The 13,817-nt window shown below is 72.1% G+C and carries 12 protein-coding genes; 7 read left to right on the top strand and 5 right to left on the bottom strand.

Features of this window, described 5'->3' with window-relative positions:
- The first annotated feature begins 169 nt into the window (after positions 1–169).
- Complete coding sequence (locus I601_RS10390; RefSeq protein ID WP_068109116.1) at positions 170–1,543, top strand: wax ester/triacylglycerol synthase family O-acyltransferase; 1,374 nt, start codon at positions 170–172, stop codon at positions 1,541–1,543.
- On the opposite strand, the gene I601_RS10395 is transcribed toward I601_RS10390, so the two are convergent.
- Positions 1,533–2,168: a LysE family translocator gene (locus I601_RS10395; RefSeq protein WP_068109119.1), complete on the bottom strand. Its 636-nt coding sequence runs from the start codon at positions 2,166–2,168 to the stop codon at positions 1,533–1,535. The two genes, I601_RS10390 and I601_RS10395, sit on opposite strands and share 11 nt — an antisense overlap.
- 18 nt (positions 2,169–2,186) lie before the next feature.
- Complete coding sequence (locus I601_RS10400) at positions 2,187–2,855, bottom strand: acyltransferase (protein ID WP_068109122.1); 669 nt, start codon at positions 2,853–2,855, stop codon at positions 2,187–2,189.
- Between the two features lie 53 nt (positions 2,856–2,908).
- Here I601_RS10400 and I601_RS10405 point away from each other — a divergent pair, with 53 nt between their 5' ends.
- A complete protein-coding gene (locus I601_RS10405; protein WP_068109124.1) occupies positions 2,909–4,045 on the top strand; it encodes a DNA glycosylase AlkZ-like family protein in 1,137 nt (378 codons plus the stop codon).
- Between the two features lie 19 nt (positions 4,046–4,064).
- On the opposite strand, the gene I601_RS10410 is transcribed toward I601_RS10405, so the two are convergent.
- Complete coding sequence (locus I601_RS10410; RefSeq protein WP_068109128.1) at positions 4,065–5,405, bottom strand: MmgE/PrpD family protein; 1,341 nt, start codon at positions 5,403–5,405, stop codon at positions 4,065–4,067.
- A gap of 196 nt (positions 5,406–5,601) precedes the next feature.
- Between I601_RS10410 and I601_RS10415 the strand changes: the two genes are divergently transcribed.
- Genes I601_RS10415 through I601_RS10430 form a run of 4 tightly spaced genes read left to right on the top strand, consistent with a single transcriptional unit; the run spans position 5,602 to position 10,605 of the window.
- Positions 5,602–6,801, top strand: a complete 1,200-nt coding sequence (locus I601_RS10415) for a CaiB/BaiF CoA transferase family protein (protein WP_068109130.1) — start codon at positions 5,602–5,604, stop codon at positions 6,799–6,801.
- Complete coding sequence (locus tag I601_RS10420) at positions 6,798–7,643, top strand: cyclase family protein (protein ID WP_068109133.1); 846 nt, start codon at positions 6,798–6,800, stop codon at positions 7,641–7,643. Before I601_RS10415 ends, I601_RS10420 begins: the two co-directional genes overlap by 4 nt.
- Positions 7,640–9,124 carry an MmgE/PrpD family protein gene (locus I601_RS10425; protein WP_068109136.1) on the top strand — a complete coding sequence of 495 codons (1,485 nt, stop codon included), beginning with the start codon at positions 7,640–7,642 and terminating at the stop codon, positions 9,122–9,124. Before I601_RS10420 ends, I601_RS10425 begins: the two co-directional genes overlap by 4 nt.
- An 8-nt stretch (positions 9,125–9,132) precedes the next feature.
- Positions 9,133–10,605, top strand: coding sequence for a dihydroorotase (locus I601_RS10430; RefSeq protein ID WP_068109139.1), 1,473 nt, complete (start codon positions 9,133–9,135; stop codon positions 10,603–10,605).
- Positions 10,606–10,685: 80 nt separating this feature from the next.
- Here the strand turns inward: I601_RS10430 and I601_RS10435 are convergent, their stop codons facing one another.
- Together I601_RS10435 and I601_RS10440 are read right to left on the bottom strand one after the other, a co-directional pair.
- Positions 10,686–11,570 carry an HpcH/HpaI aldolase/citrate lyase family protein gene (locus I601_RS10435; protein ID WP_068109144.1) on the bottom strand — a complete coding sequence of 295 codons (885 nt, stop codon included), beginning with the start codon at positions 11,568–11,570 and terminating at the stop codon, positions 10,686–10,688.
- Positions 11,567–12,352 carry an IclR family transcriptional regulator gene (locus tag I601_RS10440; protein ID WP_068109147.1) on the bottom strand — a complete coding sequence of 262 codons (786 nt, stop codon included), beginning with the start codon at positions 12,350–12,352 and terminating at the stop codon, positions 11,567–11,569. The genes I601_RS10435 and I601_RS10440 overlap by 4 nt, the downstream gene beginning before the upstream one ends.
- Positions 12,353–12,572: 220 nt before the next feature.
- On the opposite strand from I601_RS10440, the gene I601_RS10445 reads away from it, so the two are divergent.
- Positions 12,573–13,817: an ABC transporter substrate-binding protein gene (locus tag I601_RS10445; protein ID WP_068109149.1), complete on the top strand. Its 1,245-nt coding sequence runs from the start codon at positions 12,573–12,575 to the stop codon at positions 13,815–13,817.

The raw sequence follows: 13,817 nt of genomic DNA on the forward strand, positions 1-13,817 counted from the left end.
CGCGGTGCGGGGGTTGACGGAGGCGCTGGACCTGGAGTGGGCCGCCAGGTGCGGATGGCGTTGGCGTCGGGCGGGTGGGGGCAGACCATCGAGGACCCCGTAGATTCAGGGTGACGCGCACCACGCAGCCGGGGAGGGCCCTGATGATGCTCACGAGCAGGACCAGCCCATGAGGGAGCACCGGGTCGACCCCGTCGATGCCATCTGGCTGGGGATGGACCGCCCGCAGAACCTGATGGTCATCGAGTGCTTGATGTTCCTCGACGGACCTCTCGACCGGGAGCGCTTCGACCGCGTGGTCCGCGAGCGCCTGCTCGCCGTCTACCCGGTGTTCTCGCGGCGCCCCGTGCCCGGGACCGGGCGTTGGCGCCGGCGTCGGTCGCGCTGGCGCGACGTACCGGACCTGGACGTGAGCCAGCACGTGCGCGAGGTGCGCCTGCCCGCGCCCGGTGACGATGCCGCGCTGCAGCGCTACGTCAGCGGCTACCTCGGCACCCCGCTGCCGCGGGAGCGCCCGCTGTGGGACATCCACCTGATCCACGGCCTGGAGGAGGGGTCGGCGGTCTACGTCCGGCTGCACCACGCCCTGGCGGACGGGATCGCCCTGACCCAGGTGCTCCTCTCGCTGACGGACGAGACCCCGGAGGCGGACCGCGACGGCACCCACGCCCCGCCCGCGCCCCACCACGCACTCGCGGACGTGGTCCAGGCCGCCCGGCGCGCCGCGCCCGAGGTGCCGCAGCTGCTCCGGCCCGCACGCGTCCGGCGCGCCGTCCGTGAGGGCTTGCGCCTGGGCCTCAGCGGGGTCGCAGCGCTGCGCAAGCTGCTGCTGACGACGAACCCGGACACCTCCCTGGCCGGCGAGGCCGGGATGGAGAAGGCGGCCGTGTGGTCGGCGCCGATCGACCTGCAGGGGATCAAGGACATCGCCAGGCGTTCGGGAGCCACCGTCAACGACGTGCTCGTGGCGGCGCTGGCCGGCGCGCTCGAGCGCTACCAGCTGGACCACGACGGCCAGGCGGTCGACATCCCCACGATGATCCCGGTGAACCTGCGTCCCATGCACCTGCCGCTGCCGCGCGAGCTGGGCAACCGGTTCGCGCTCGTGCTGCTGATGCTGCCGTCGGGACGGCTCGACGCCGCGGACCGGTTGGCCGAGACCAAGCGTCGGATGGACGTCATCAAGCGCTCGCCGGAGCCGGTCATCACCTTCGCGCTGATCCTGGGCATCGGCCGCCTCGGGGCGCGGCTGAGCCGCCTGCTCGTGACGTTCTTCGCCAGCAAGGCCACCGGGATCACCACCAACGTCCCCGGCCCGCGCGAGGCCCGCTACCTGGCGGGGACCCGGATCGACAGCATGCTCGGCTGGGTGCCGGGCTCGGGCCACCAGACGGTGGGCACCTGCATCTTCACCTACGCCGGGAAGGTCCGGGTGGGCTTCAAGGTGGACCTCGCCGTCATGCCCGACCCGCAGCAGATCCTGGACGCCTTCCACGACGAGATCGACGCCCTGGCCGCACTGGAGGGTTCCGTCAGGGCTTGACGGCCAGCTGCACGCCGAACGCCACGAAGACCGTGCCCATCAGCCGGTCGAGGCGGCGTCGGATGCGGGGCTCCGCCATCCAGCGCACCACCGGACCCGACAGCGCGATCAGCACAGCGACGTAGACGGCGGTCTCGGTGATGTAGATGCCGCCGAGCAGCATCGAGGTCGTCGCGACCGACGCCCCGGACGGCACGAACCCGGGCAGCAGCGCCACGAACATCACGCCGATCTTGGGGTTGAGCAGGTTGGTGGCCAGCCCGGCGCCGAACCCCGACGTACGCCGCTCGCGAGGGCCCGGCCCACTCGCTGCGGTGACGGGCGCCTCCACCGGCACGTCGCCGGTGCGGGAGCGGAACGCCTGCACGCCCAGCCAGACCAGGTAGGCGGCTCCGGCGATCTTCAGCGCCAGGTAGGCGGCGTGGCTGGCGTGGAGAAGCGCCGCGAGTCCGAGAGCGGTGATGGAGACCCAGACGACGAGTCCCGTCAACCCACCCAGCGCCGTCCACACCGCGCGCCGACGACCGCCGCGCACCATGCCGCGGATCACGACGAGCGTGTCCGGGCCCGGCAGGACCACCAGCAGCGCGCCGGCGAGGCTGAAGGCGAGGACGGCGGTGAGCACCCGGCGATGGTAGCCGCGTCAGGAGGGCCCGAGCGAGGCGTCGAGCACCGGGCGCACGTCGCCGCGCGAGCCGACCCAGCCGACGTCCGGCTCGAGGCGCCGGACCACGCGTGCGGGGTTGCCGGCGACGACGGCGTGGTCCTCGACCTCGCCGCGCACCACGGAGCCGGCGGCGACCACCACGTTGCGTCCCAGGCGGGCGCCGGGCAGCACCATCGCGCCGTGCCCCAGCCAGGAGCCGGCACCGATGACGACGGGGTCGTGCGTGCCGAACTGGTGCCCGACGGGGATCGTCGGGTCCTGGTAGCCGTGGCTGGTGTCGGTGATGAAGACGCCCTGCCCGCAGAACACCCCGTCGCCGATCTCGATGGACTCGTGGGCGGTGATCGAGCTGCGCGCGCCGATGGCGCACCGGTCGCCGATGACCAGCCCGCGTGCGGGGGCGCCGGGGTCGCCGGCGCCGTACCCGACCGAGAGCGTGATCTGGCGCCCGATGAGCGTGTGCTCGCCGACGTGGATCGAGCCCGGGTTCAGGATCGTCGCCGGCGCGAATCCGATGCTGCTGCCGCGTCCGAACGTGCCGAAGGCGGCGGCGGAGGCGCTGCCGGGCACGATCTCGCCGATGCCGTCGAGGTAGCGCCAGGTCGCGTGCAGGCCGCGGTGCAGGAGGCGGCTCAGAGGGTTCACGGCCGTGACTGTAGTGGGCCCAGGATGTCCCCGCGTGGTTCTAGGCTGCCGGGATGGGCGCCGACTCCACTCCGCACCGCCTGACCGCGCAGCAGGCCAGGCGGATCGCGGTGCGGGCCCAGCTGCTCGACGCCGCCGCCCGGCGGCGCGACCTCGACGTCCTCGAGGTGGTCCAGCACCTGACGATGCTGCAGGTCGACCTGACGGCCCGGGTCGCCCCGAGCGCCGAGCTGGTGCTGTGGAGCCGCCTCGGTGGCGACCTCGACCCTGCCGAGCCGGCGGACCTGCAGGAGCAGCAGCGCCTCGTCGAGGTGTCCGCACGGCTGCTGCACCACGAGGACGTCGCGCTGCACCGTGCCGAGATGGCGGTGTGGCCCGACCCCGACCTGCACCGCGCGGGGGAGCACGAGAGCTGGGCGTGGGTCCTCGACAACGGCGCCTGCCGCGCAGACGTGCTGGAGCGGCTGCGTGCCGACGGCCCGCTCCCGGCCTCCGCCCTGCCCGACACCTGCGTGCGCCCCTGGGGGTCCTCGGGCTGGAACGACGACAGGAACATCGGCCGGATGCTCGAGCTCCTCAGCCGGCGCGGCGAGGTCGCCGTCGCCGCGAGAGAGGGCCGGGTCCGGCTGTGGGACCTCGCCGAACGGGTCTTCCCCGACGACCCGCTCCCGCCCGTCGAGGAGGCCCTGCACGAGCGCGGCGTACGCCGCCTGCGCGCGCTGGGTCTCGCCCGCGCCACCGCGGCGCTGATGCCGGGTGCCGAACCCAGCGACGTCGGCATGGTGGGGGAGCCGGCCGTCGTCGAGGGGGTGCGGGGTGCGTGGCGGGTGGACCCCGAGCAGCTCGCTGCGATCGGGGTGCCCTTCGAGGGCCGGGTGGCCCTGCTCTCCCCGCTCGACCGGTTGGTCTTCGACCGCAAGCGGATGGTCGAACTGTTCGACTTCGACTACCAGCTCGAGATGTACAAGCCGGCCGCGTCGCGGCGCTGGGGCTACTACGCGCTGCCCGTGCTGGTCGGGGACCGGCTGCTCGGCAAGGTCGATGCCACCGCCGACCGCCGGGCCGGCGCCCTGGTGGTGCACGCCCTCCACGAGGACGAGCCGTTCGACGACGCCACCACCGACGCGGTGCGCGCCGAGGTCGCGGACCTCGCCGGCCGGCTGGGCCTGGAGGTGGTCTGGGCCCGGTGAGGGCGGCGGAGGACGGTCCTCAGACCCGAGGCCCGCCCACTCGGTGCAGCGATGCCAGAGCACGGACCACGTCGTGGCTCGCGGCGATCGCGGCGACCGCGTCCTCGACGTCGGCAGCCGCCCCGGCGCCGATCAGCGCCCGCATCTTCTCCCGCAGTGCGCCGTCATCGAGCGGGAAGTGGTCGGCGTCGCCGACGGGGTTGGGCTGCGCGAGCCCGAGCGTGCTGCCGTCGTGGAACCCGAGGACGACCTCGGTGATGCGCCGCTCCGGGAGGTGGGCGTCCAGGTCGGCGTCGATCTCGACCTCGACGCGCTCGCTGAAGGCCTCGGCGGCGAGGAACTCCCGCGTGCCCGGCTGCATCGTCGCGGGGTCGACGCGACCGTTGACGACGGCGTTGGCGACCACGAACGGCAGCGAGAACATTGCGGCCAGGCGGGTGCGTGGGTGCCGGGCCAGCAGGGGGCGGGCCAGGGAGTGGGTGCGGACGCGCACGGTCGCGACGTCGGTCTCGTGCCAGGGGCGGGCGGCGCGCAGCGAGGCCACCAGGTCGACGGCGCTGTGGGTGTAGGAGCACGAGGCGTGCTGCTTGAGGTATCCCTGGGTGACGAGCAGCGGCTCCTCGCCCAGTCCGGCACCCAACGCCTCGAGGTCGAGCTCGCCGACCAGCCCGCCGAGCGAGTGCTGGGCGTTGCCCACGTTCTCCGCGAGCCCGGCCATCGCGAGCCGGGCCGCGCGGAGGCCGGCGCCACCCGCACCGGCGATCCACAGGTTGCGGGTGAAGTCGCCGCTCAGGACGGTGCCCCACGGGGTGACCTGCATGAGTCCGGTCGAGCTGTCGATGGCGGCGGCGACCTGGGCGGGGCTCGCCCCGAGCAGGAGGGCGGCCGCCGCCGCGGCCCCGGTGGCCCCCCAGTGGCCGTGCGGGTGCCAGCCGGTGGCGGTGGTGGTCGCGCGGCCGAACCGCGCCGCCACCTCGTACCCCACGGCGACCGCCGTCATCAGCTGCGGGCCGGAGATCGCCTCGGGGGAGAGCTGGGCGGCAGCCACGGCGGTGAACACGACGTGCGCGGCGGGATGTCCGGCGGCGTGCTTGTTGCCTTCGTCGAGCTCCAGCATGCAGGCGGCCACCGCTGCCAGGAAAGCACCGGTCTCGGGGTCACAGGTCTCCGCGGTGCCGATCAGCGGCGCGGTGCCGGCCGGGCGCGGCCACACCTCCAGCAGGCGGCGCATCTCGGGGGTCCGCATGCCGGCCACGGTGACGCCCACCAGGTCGGTGAGCAGGAACCGCACCCGGCGCTGGGTGGCGGGGTCGGAGGAGGACCGGTAGGCGGCCGTGGCCCACTCCGCGAGGCCCGCCACCGCGACGGCACATCGTTCCGGCAAGAGAAACGATTCGTCGGTCCGCATGACCTGAACGTAGGTGGCCCCGCGGGAGGGGTCAAGGGCGTTGCGACGATGTCTTCGCAACTTTCCGCGCCCTGTCGTTCCCAAGCGCGAGCGGAACGGCTATCGTTGGCCGCATCGATATGTTTCTTCCAGCGGAACGGATGACCCATTGACTGCCGAGTCCTTGCCCCTTGCCGGGCTGCGGGTCCTCGACGTCTCGACGATCCTGGCCGGCCCGCTGTGCTGCCAGATCCTCGGTGACTTCGGGGCAGACGTGATCAAGATCGAGCACCCCGCCCAGGGCGACAACATGCGGGGGCACGGTCACAGCAAGGACGGCGTCCCGCTGTGGTGGAAGGAGATCAGCCGCAACAAGCGCACCGTCGCGCTGGACCTCAAGGCGGACGAGGGTGCCCAGGTGCTCCGTCGGCTGGCGGCCACCGCGGACGTGCTGGTCGAGAACTTCCGTCCCGGCACCCTCGAGCGGTGGGGGATCGGTCCGGAGGTGCTGCACGAGGCGAACCCGGGACTGGTCGTGGTCCGCCTGACCGGCTTCGGGCAGACCGGTCCGTACTCGAGCCGTCCCGGGTTCGGCACCCTGGCCGAGGCGATGAGCGGGTTCGCGGACGCGACCGGCGAGCCCGACCGTCCCCCGACGCTTCCCGCCTTCGGTCTCGCCGACAGCATCTGTGGCATCGCCGCGTCGTCGGCGGTGATGATGGCACTGCGCCACCGTGACCAGACCGGGCGCGGTCAGGTCGTCGACATGAACATCCTCGAGCCGATCATGACCGCAGTGGGGCCGGCGCCCACCGTCTACCAGCAGCTGGGCATCGTCGAGCCGCGGCACGGCAACCGCTCGACCAACAACGCCCCCCGCAACACCTACGAGACCTCCGACGGCAAGTGGGTCGCGGTCTCGACGAGTGCCCAGCGCATCGCTGAGCGGGTCCTGACGCTCGTGGGCCACCCCGAGGTCATCGGCGAGGAGTGGTTCCGCACAGGGCATGGGCGGGCCGCCCACGTCGACCTGCTCGACGAGTACGTCGGCTCCTGGATCCGTGAGCGCACGCGGGCCGAGGTGCTCGACGCCTTCACCGAGGCCGGCGCCGCCATCGGCCCGGTCTACGACGCCAAGGACATCGTCGAGGACCCCCACGTGCGGGAGACCCAGATGTTGGTCGAGGTCGACGACGACGACCTCGGCCCGATCCTGCAGCACAACGTCATGTGGCGCCTGACCGACAGTCCGGGTCGCATCCGGTTCACCGGTCGCGCCCTGGGTCAGGACACCGACGAGGTGCTGACCGAGCTGGGCATGACCACCGACGAGATCGCCCACCTGAGGAAGAACGAGGTCATCCGATGAGCAGCACCACCCCCGCCGGCGCCAGCGCCGGGGCCGACACGCTCCTGGACGTGGTGAGTGCCGGCGTCGATGTCATCGACCTGGGCCGCCAGCTGCGCACCGGCATGCCCCAGTCGCCGAACCACCCCCAGTTCTGGCACACCCTCCCGCGCCGGCACGGCGACATGACGCGGGCCGACGGCGGCAGCGCCGCCAACGACATGATCACCACCGGCACCCACGTCGGCACCCACATCGACGCCCTGGCCCACGTCTCGCACAACGGCAAGATGTACGGCGGCATCGACGCCGTCGAGGCGGGCATCGGGGGCAAGTACGACCAGCTGGGCGTGCACACCATCGCCCCGATGATGCGTCGCGGCGTGCTGCTCGACATCCCGGCGCTCCTCGAGGTCGAGCACTGCGCGGGCGGGTACGAGATCACCGTGGCCGACCTGGAGGGCGCCTGTGCGCGCCAGGGCGTCGAGGTGCGCGCCGGCGACGTCGTGCTCGTGCGCAGCGGCTGGGGGAGCCTCTTCGAGGACGGCACCGCCTACCTCGGCAAGGAGAGCGGCGTGCCCGGCGTCTCGGAGGCCGGTGCGCAGTGGCTGGCCGAGCACGAGGTGCACGCGGTCGGCGCGGACACGATCGCGTTCGAGCGGTTGGCGCCGTCGGGTGGGCACGCGCTGCTCCCGGCGCACCGGGTGCTCCTCGTCGAGCACGGCATCTACATCATCGAGTCGATGGACCTCGAGGCGCTGGCCGCCGCGGGGCGCCACGAGTTCACCTTCGTGCTGGTGCCGATGAACATCTACGGCGCCACCGGCTCCCCGGTCCGTCCGCTGGCCGTGGTGCCGGCATGAGCGCTCCGACCCTGGCCGAGCAGGTCGCCTCGTTCGCGGCGGAGACGTCGTACGACGACCTGCCGGACGCCGTGGTGCACAGCGTCAAGATGCGCGTCCTGGACACCATCGGCATCGCGGTCGCCGCGGCGCCGCTCGAGACGAGCCGCTCGGCCCGGCGCTGGGCGCTGGAGCAGGGCGGGCGGGAGCTGGCCTCCGCGGTCGGGGTCGAGCAGCGGCTCCCGGCCAACCTGGCCGCGTTCGTCAACGGCGTCCTCGCGCACTCGCTCGACTACGACGACACGCACCTGCCCTCGGTGCTGCACCCCAGCGCCAGCGTCGTCCCGGCCGCGCTGGCCGCGGCCGAGAAGCACGGGGCCGACGGGCGCACCCTCATCCGGGCCATCGCGGTGGGCCTGGAGACCTGCGTGCGGCTCGGCATGGCCGGCTACGACCACGAGGCCCGCAACTCGACCTTCTTCGAGCACGGCCAGCACGCCACGTCGATCTGCGGGGCCATGGGCGGCGCGGTGGCCGCGGCCGTCATCGCCGGGGACGGCGAGACCGTGCTGCACTCGCTGGGCGTGGCGGCCTCCATGGCCTCCGGCATCATCGAGGCCAACCGCACGGGCGGCACGGTCAAGCGCATCCACTGCGGGTGGGCCGCGCACTCGGCGATCTCGGCGGTCGAGCTGGTGCGCCACGGCCTGACCGGCCCGCCCACGGTGCTGGAGGGTCGCTTCGGCTTCTTCGAGGCCTGGCTGCACGGGCGCTTCGACCCCAGCGCCGTCAGCGAGGGGTTGGGCGAGACCTGGGCGGTGCCGGACATCTTCTTCAAGCCCTACCCCGCCAACCACTTCACGCACGCCGCTGTGGATGCTGCGGCGGCGTTGCGTGCCGAGGGCATCACGGTGGACCAGGTGGAGCGGCTCACCCTCGGTGTGCCGGCTCCCAACCTGCGCACCATCGGCGAGCCGATCGAGGTCAAGCGCGCCCCCGAGACCGGCTACATGGCCCAGTTCAGCGGCCCGTACGCCGTGGCCGTCGGACTGCTCGGCGGCAGCGGGCTGGGCGCCGGTCTCGACGACTACACCGACGAGCTGGCCCAGGACCCGCAGCGGCGACGCATCATGGACCTCGTCGACGTGGTCGCCGACGAGCGCTGCACCGAGATCTTCCCCCGTCAGTTCCCCGCCGTGCTCACGGCACGGCTGCACGACGGCCGGGAGCTGGTGCAGGAGGTGCTGACCACCCGAGGGGGACCCCAGCGCCCCCTGTCCTTCGAGGAGCTCGCAGCCAAGTTCGAGGACAACGCCGCGCGCACGCTCGCCGGCGACCAGGTCGACGCCCTGGCCCGGGCGTGCGACGAGCTGGAGACCTGCACCGACCTGGCCGCGCTGATGCGGCCGTTGACCACGGTGGACCCGCTGGCCGACCCGGCCGTGGGCCGCACCACCGACGCCGGCGGGTCCTCCGCCGGCGCGACGCCGTACCCAGGATGAGGAGAGTCATGTCCCACTACGATCTGGTGATCCAGAACGCGCTGGTCGTCCGCCCCGGAGCCGAGGCGCCCGAGCGTCTCGACGTCGCTGTCAAGGACGGTCGCTTCGCCGCCTTCGAGGACTCGATCGACGCGGGCGAGGCCACCCAGGTGGTCGACGGCACCGGCAAGCACCTCTTCCCGGGCGTCGTCGACGTGCACCAGCACTGGGGGATCTACAACGAGCTGGGCGAGGACGCCGCCACGGAGAGCCGGGCGGCCGCGCAGGGCGGGGTGACCTCGGGGATCACCTACATCCGCACCGGCGCCTACTACCTCAACCGCTCGGGGCCCTACCGGGAGATCTTCCCCGAGATCCTGGCAGCGACCGCGGACAAGGCCTATATCGACTACGGCTTCCACGTGGCGCCGATCCTGCAGGAGCACATCGGCGAGATCCCCGACCTCATCGAGGAGTTCGGGGTGCCGTCGTTCAAGGTGTTCATGTTCTACGGCAGCCACGGTCTGCACGGTCGCTCGACCGACCAGGGCTCGTTCCTCATGCTCCCCGAGGACGAGAGCTACGACATCGCCCACTTCGAGTTCGTGATGCGGGGCATCCAGGCGGCCCGCCAGCAGGAGCGCTTCGCCGCGGACCGCGACCACATCTCGCTGTCGCTGCACTGCGAGACCGCGGAGATCATGCGGGCCTACACCAAGCTCGTCGAGCAGGAGGGCACGCTGACGGGCCTCGAGGCCTACAGCGCCTCGCGTCCGCCGCACTCGGAGGGGCTGGCCATCACGATCGCCTCGTACCTCGCGCACGAGACCGAGCTGCCCAACATCAACCTGCTGCACCTCACCTCGCGCAAGGCGATCGAGGCGGCGATGATGATGCAGTCGACGTTCCCGCACATCGACTTCCGCCGCGAGGTCACCGTGGGGCACCTGCTCGCGGACTACACGACCGCCAACCTGGGCGGCAAGGTCAACCCGCCGCTGCGCTCGCCCGAGGACGTCGAGTCGCTGTGGGAGCACCTGCTGGCCGGCAACTTCTCGTGGGTCACGTCCGACCACGCCTGCTGCAAGGACGAGACGAAGTTCGGCGAGCCGCGCGACGACGTCTTCGTGGCCAAGTCCGGCTTCGGCGGCACCGAGTACCTGCTGCCGGGCATGGTCTCCGAGGGGCGCAAGCGCGGGCTCTCCTACAACAAGATCGCGGAGCTGGTCGCCCGCAACCCGGCTCAGCGCTTCGGCATGTCGACGAAGGGCGACCTCGCGGTTGGCCTCGACGCCGACTTCTGCCTCCTCGACGACGCCACCGAGTACGTGGTGCGCGCCGAGGACTCGCTGTCGACCCAGGAGTACACGCCCTTCGAGGGCTTCACCCTGACCGCGCGGGTGACGGACACCTTCCTGCGTGGCGAGGCGATCCTCACCGACGGCTCGGTCGTGGGCAGCCCGCGCGGTCGCTACGTGGCCCGCTCGGGCTCGGGTTCCTGACCCACGACGACACCTGTCGCACCCCGGTCGCCCCGGGACAGCAGCGAGCCCCGACCGCACCGCGGTCGGGGCTCGCTGTCTCAGCGCTCAGCGCGGGCCAGCACCTCGCGGGCTCCCCGCACCACCGCCGCATCGATGAGCCGGCCGTCGGCGGCGGTCGTCACGCCCCCGGCCGACGTCTCGAAACGGGCCATCAGGTCGCGCGCTGCCTCGACCTCGGACTCGTCGGGGGCGAGCACGTCGTGGATGACCGGCACCTGGCCGGGGTGGATGGCGGTGCGGGACCGGAAGCCGAGGTCGCTCAGGTGCCGAGTGGACTCGGCGAAGGCCTCGAGATCGCGGAAGGCCGTCGAGGTCGGGGCCACGGGCGCCTGCTTGCCCGCGGCTGCGCAGTGCACGACGACCTGGGTGCGCAGCGCGTCCAGCGCGGCGGCCGAGCGCGCCGAACGGACCATGCGCAGGTCGCCGAGGAGGTCCGCCTCGCCGAGGCCGAAGGTGAGGAGCCGCTCGACCTGGGTCATCCGGGGCAGGTCGAGGAGGCCGAGACCGCTCTCGACGAGCCCGATGACCGGGACGGATCCGGGAGCCAGACCGCGCTGCCGCTCGAGATCGCGCAGACGGGTGTCGGTGGCGTCGAGCTGGGCTGCTGTGCACTTGGCCAGCACCACCCCGGACGTGGCCGGCAGGACGGCGGCGTCGAGGTCGGCGTCGAGGGCGTCCGGGTCGACGCGGACCCACAGCTGCGTTCCCGCACCAGGGTCGTGGGCAGGGCGCGTGGTGAGCCAGGCGCGCAGGTGGTCCCGGGCCTCGTCCTTGCGAGCCAGCGGCACCGCGTCCTCGAGGTCGAGGATCAGGGCGTCGGCGGGACCGTCCGCCGCCTTCGAGAAGAGCTCGGGGCGCACCGTCGGGACGTAGAGGAAGGAGCGCGGCAGCGCCGCGGCCGTGGGGGTCGCCGTGCTGCTCATGCGTCACCCGCCAGGCCGGCCGTGATGGCGCGCGCGGCGTTGATGACCAGGCGGACGTGGTCCTCGTGGCCCTCCTCGCCGTAGCGGAAGACGGGGCCGCACGAGCTGATGGAGCCCATGACGTTGCCCGCGGCGTCGAAGAAGGGGGCCGCGATGGCGGCGGCCCCGGTGTTGCGCTCGTTCAGCGACACGGCGAAGCCCTTGCTGTGGACCTGCTCGAGCTCGTGGCGGTAGGCATCCGCGTCGAAGTCGGGGTCGGCCGCGCGCAGGTGGCGCACGGCCTCGGCGATGAAGGGCTCGGGGAGGAAGGCGAGGATCGAGCGGCTCGAGGCCCCGGAGTGCAGCGCGAAGCGAGGGCCGAGCTCGACGACCATCTTCACCTCCTGCCGGCTCTCGAACTGGTCGAGGTAGATGCGGTGATGCCCCACGAGCACCGACAGGGTGGTGGTCTCCAGGGTCTCCTCGCGCAGGCGCCGCAGGATCGGGGCCGCGATCGTGCGCACGTCCATCTGGCTCCACGCCCGCGCGCTCAGGCTGGTGGCGGCCGGGCCGAGGATGTAGGTGGAGTCGCCGGGCACGACCTGCAGCAGGGATCGCGAGGTCAGCGACTGCAGGATGCGGTGCACCACCGCCTTGCTGAGCGAGAGCGACCTGGCGATCTTGGAGACCCCCAGCGGGTGCTCGGCCCGGGCGAAGAGCAGGAGCACGTCGGCGACCCGGTCGGCTGACTCGGTCCCGCGTGACCCCGTCCCTGGGCTCAGGTCGGTCGTTCCGTCCGTCATGGTCGCGCTCCTTGGGTTGTGTTCCGCCTGGCGGAACCATACGGCTTACTCAAAATTCGGTCAATGCTCTAGTCAGTAGGCCTCAGCGCATGTAATCTCGCCCACTACAGCCGCACCGCGCTCCGACATTGATCGCAGAGCGGAACACCCACACTGAGTTCGCGTTCCTGCAGGGGAAACAGTATCCAGTGTCTTTGCGTACCGAGGAAGGCCCGTCACCATGAAGCCAAGGCCCAGCACGTTGAAGAAGCTCACCGGTCTCGTCGCCGTCGCGGCCACCTCGTTGGCCCTCGCCTCCTGCGGCGACTCGGGCGACAGTGCCGACGGTGGCGGCGAGATCACCATCGGCTCCGTCCACCCGCTCACCGGCGGCCTCGCCGGCGTCGGCGGTCTAATGAACGACGGCGCCCAGATGGCCATCGACGACATCAACGCGGACGGTGGCATCGAGTCGCTGGACGGCGCCACGCTCACCCTCGCCGACGGCGACAGCAAGGGCGAGGCCGCGACCGGCCAGAGCGAGGCACAGCGACTGATCCAGGACGGCGCCGTGGCACTGGTGGGCACCTACCAGAGCGACGTCACCCAGAACGTGGCGGCCGTGGCCGAGCGGGCCCGCGTGCCCCTGGTCATCGATGTCGCCGTGGACGACCAGATCTTGGAGCAGGGCTACCAGTACGCCTTCCGCACCCAGCCCAACGCCACGAGCATGGGCACCGCCGGCGCCCAGGCGCTGATCGCGATGGGCGAGGAGAACGACACCCCCATCGAGTCGGTCTCCTACATCCACATCGAGGGCTCCTTCGGCCAGAGCGTCTACGACGCCTTCGAGGCCGAGGCGGAGTCGCAGGGCGTCGAGGTCCTCAAGGAGGTCGTGTACGCCGGCACCAACTTCACCGATGCCACGACGCAGGTCCGCGAGGCCGCGTCGGCCAAGCCCGACGCCATCGTCGCGACCGGCTACTACCCCGACAGCCTGCTGATCGCGAAGTCCGTCAAGGCCCTCGACCCCGACATCAGCGCCCTGTACGGCGTCGCCAATGGCGCCTTCGACGACGGTTCCTTCCCCGCGGACGCGGGTGCGGCCGGCGAGAACGTGCTGAGCGCCAACTACCACTACGCCGCCACCAGCGACCGCGTGGCCGACATCCGGGAGCGCTTCGAGGAGAAGTACGGCCAGCCGATGGAGACCGCGGCCATGCTGTCCTACCAGTCGATCGAGCTCATCGCCGCGGCCCTGGAGGAGTCCGGGAGCAGCGAGCCGGCCGACGTGCGCGACGCCCTCGCCGACCTCAGCTTCGAGGACCCGCTGCTGGCCTTCGACGGCCCGATCACCTTCGACGAGACCGGTCAGAACGAGAACGCGACGGTCATCGTGATGCAGGTCCAGAAGGGCGCGGTGGAGCAGGTCTACCCCGCGCAGTTCGAGACCTCCTCGCTGGTCTTCCCCGCATTCACCCGCTGA

This window comes from Nocardioides dokdonensis FR1436, from assembly GCF_001653335.1.
GTDB classification, from domain to species: domain Bacteria; phylum Actinomycetota; class Actinomycetes; order Propionibacteriales; family Nocardioidaceae; genus Nocardioides; species Nocardioides dokdonensis.

What these genes read in the sequence shown, in the direction of transcription:
- I601_RS10390 (WP_068109116.1), top strand. Translation starts at nt 170, where the DNA reads ATGAGGGAGCACCGGGTCGACCCCGTCGATGCCATCTGGCTGGGGATG.
- I601_RS10405 (WP_068109124.1), top strand. Translation starts at nt 2,909, where the DNA reads ATGGGCGCCGACTCCACTCCGCACCGCCTGACCGCGCAGCAGGCCAGG.
- I601_RS10420 (WP_068109133.1), top strand. Translation starts at nt 6,798, where the DNA reads ATGAGCAGCACCACCCCCGCCGGCGCCAGCGCCGGGGCCGACACGCTC.
- I601_RS10425 (WP_068109136.1), top strand. Translation starts at nt 7,640, where the DNA reads ATGAGCGCTCCGACCCTGGCCGAGCAGGTCGCCTCGTTCGCGGCGGAG.
- I601_RS10430 (WP_068109139.1), top strand. Translation starts at nt 9,133, where the DNA reads ATGTCCCACTACGATCTGGTGATCCAGAACGCGCTGGTCGTCCGCCCC.
- I601_RS10435 (WP_068109144.1), bottom strand. Translation starts at nt 11,570, where the DNA reads ATGAGCAGCACGGCGACCCCCACGGCCGCGGCGCTGCCGCGCTCCTTC.
- I601_RS10440 (WP_068109147.1), bottom strand. Translation starts at nt 12,352, where the DNA reads ATGACGGACGGAACGACCGACCTGAGCCCAGGGACGGGGTCACGCGGG.
- I601_RS10445 (WP_068109149.1), top strand. Translation starts at nt 12,573, where the DNA reads ATGAAGCCAAGGCCCAGCACGTTGAAGAAGCTCACCGGTCTCGTCGCC.